At 47.7% G+C, this 574-nt stretch carries 1 protein-coding gene; it reads right to left on the bottom strand.

Annotated features, from left to right (window positions below; genetic code table 11):
- Positions 1–574, bottom strand: a 574-nt coding sequence (locus H7C18_RS34520) for an SDR family NAD(P)-dependent oxidoreductase (protein ID WP_185133680.1), incomplete at both ends; no start/stop codon positions are given.

The following is a 574-nucleotide window of genomic DNA, read 5'->3' as shown; positions in this document are numbered from 1 at the left end:
TGAATCTCATAATCTGTAACAATCTTTCCATCGTACTGAATAATTTGTCCATTTTGATTCTGACCAGACAGAATAATGTCGGTACTCAACTGCCCAGCGGCTTCGGGAGACTTGACGAATCCGCCGTGCGCACCAGCTTCCATACCGTTCAAGTCGGTTGCGACAGCGCCAGGCATGATGCCGAAAATCTGGCGATGGCTGCCCATTTTTTCAAACTCGTAAGCGTAAGTCAGTGTCATCACGTTGAGTGCTGCTTTGCTCGTAATATAAGCGAGCGGGTGCCAAAAGTCGGTCGGCGAAATCGGAACGGTGATGTTGACGATTTTCGCGTTGTCTGTCAGAGATGACAGCAGACTTTTGATGAGTTCATGTGTGCCGAGAAAATTCGTTTCCATCGTCGTGCGCAGATCCTCAGTTGTATAGTCAAATGTGTGCTTGGCCATGTCGAGCGCCGCGCGCCCAGGCTTGACACTATCAGGAATTCCAGCATTATTGACCAAAATATCGAGCGAATTTACCATTTTAGCCGCTGCGTGCAAGCTGTCAAGATTATTCAAATCAATCTTGATGAACG

Origin of the sequence: Cohnella zeiphila, from assembly GCF_014212055.1 — a bacterium.
Lineage (GTDB): Bacteria > Bacillota > Bacilli > Paenibacillales > Paenibacillaceae > Cohnella > Cohnella zeiphila.
Note: the sequence above shows the minus strand (reverse complement) of the source record. Positions and strands in the feature narration are given on the sequence as shown.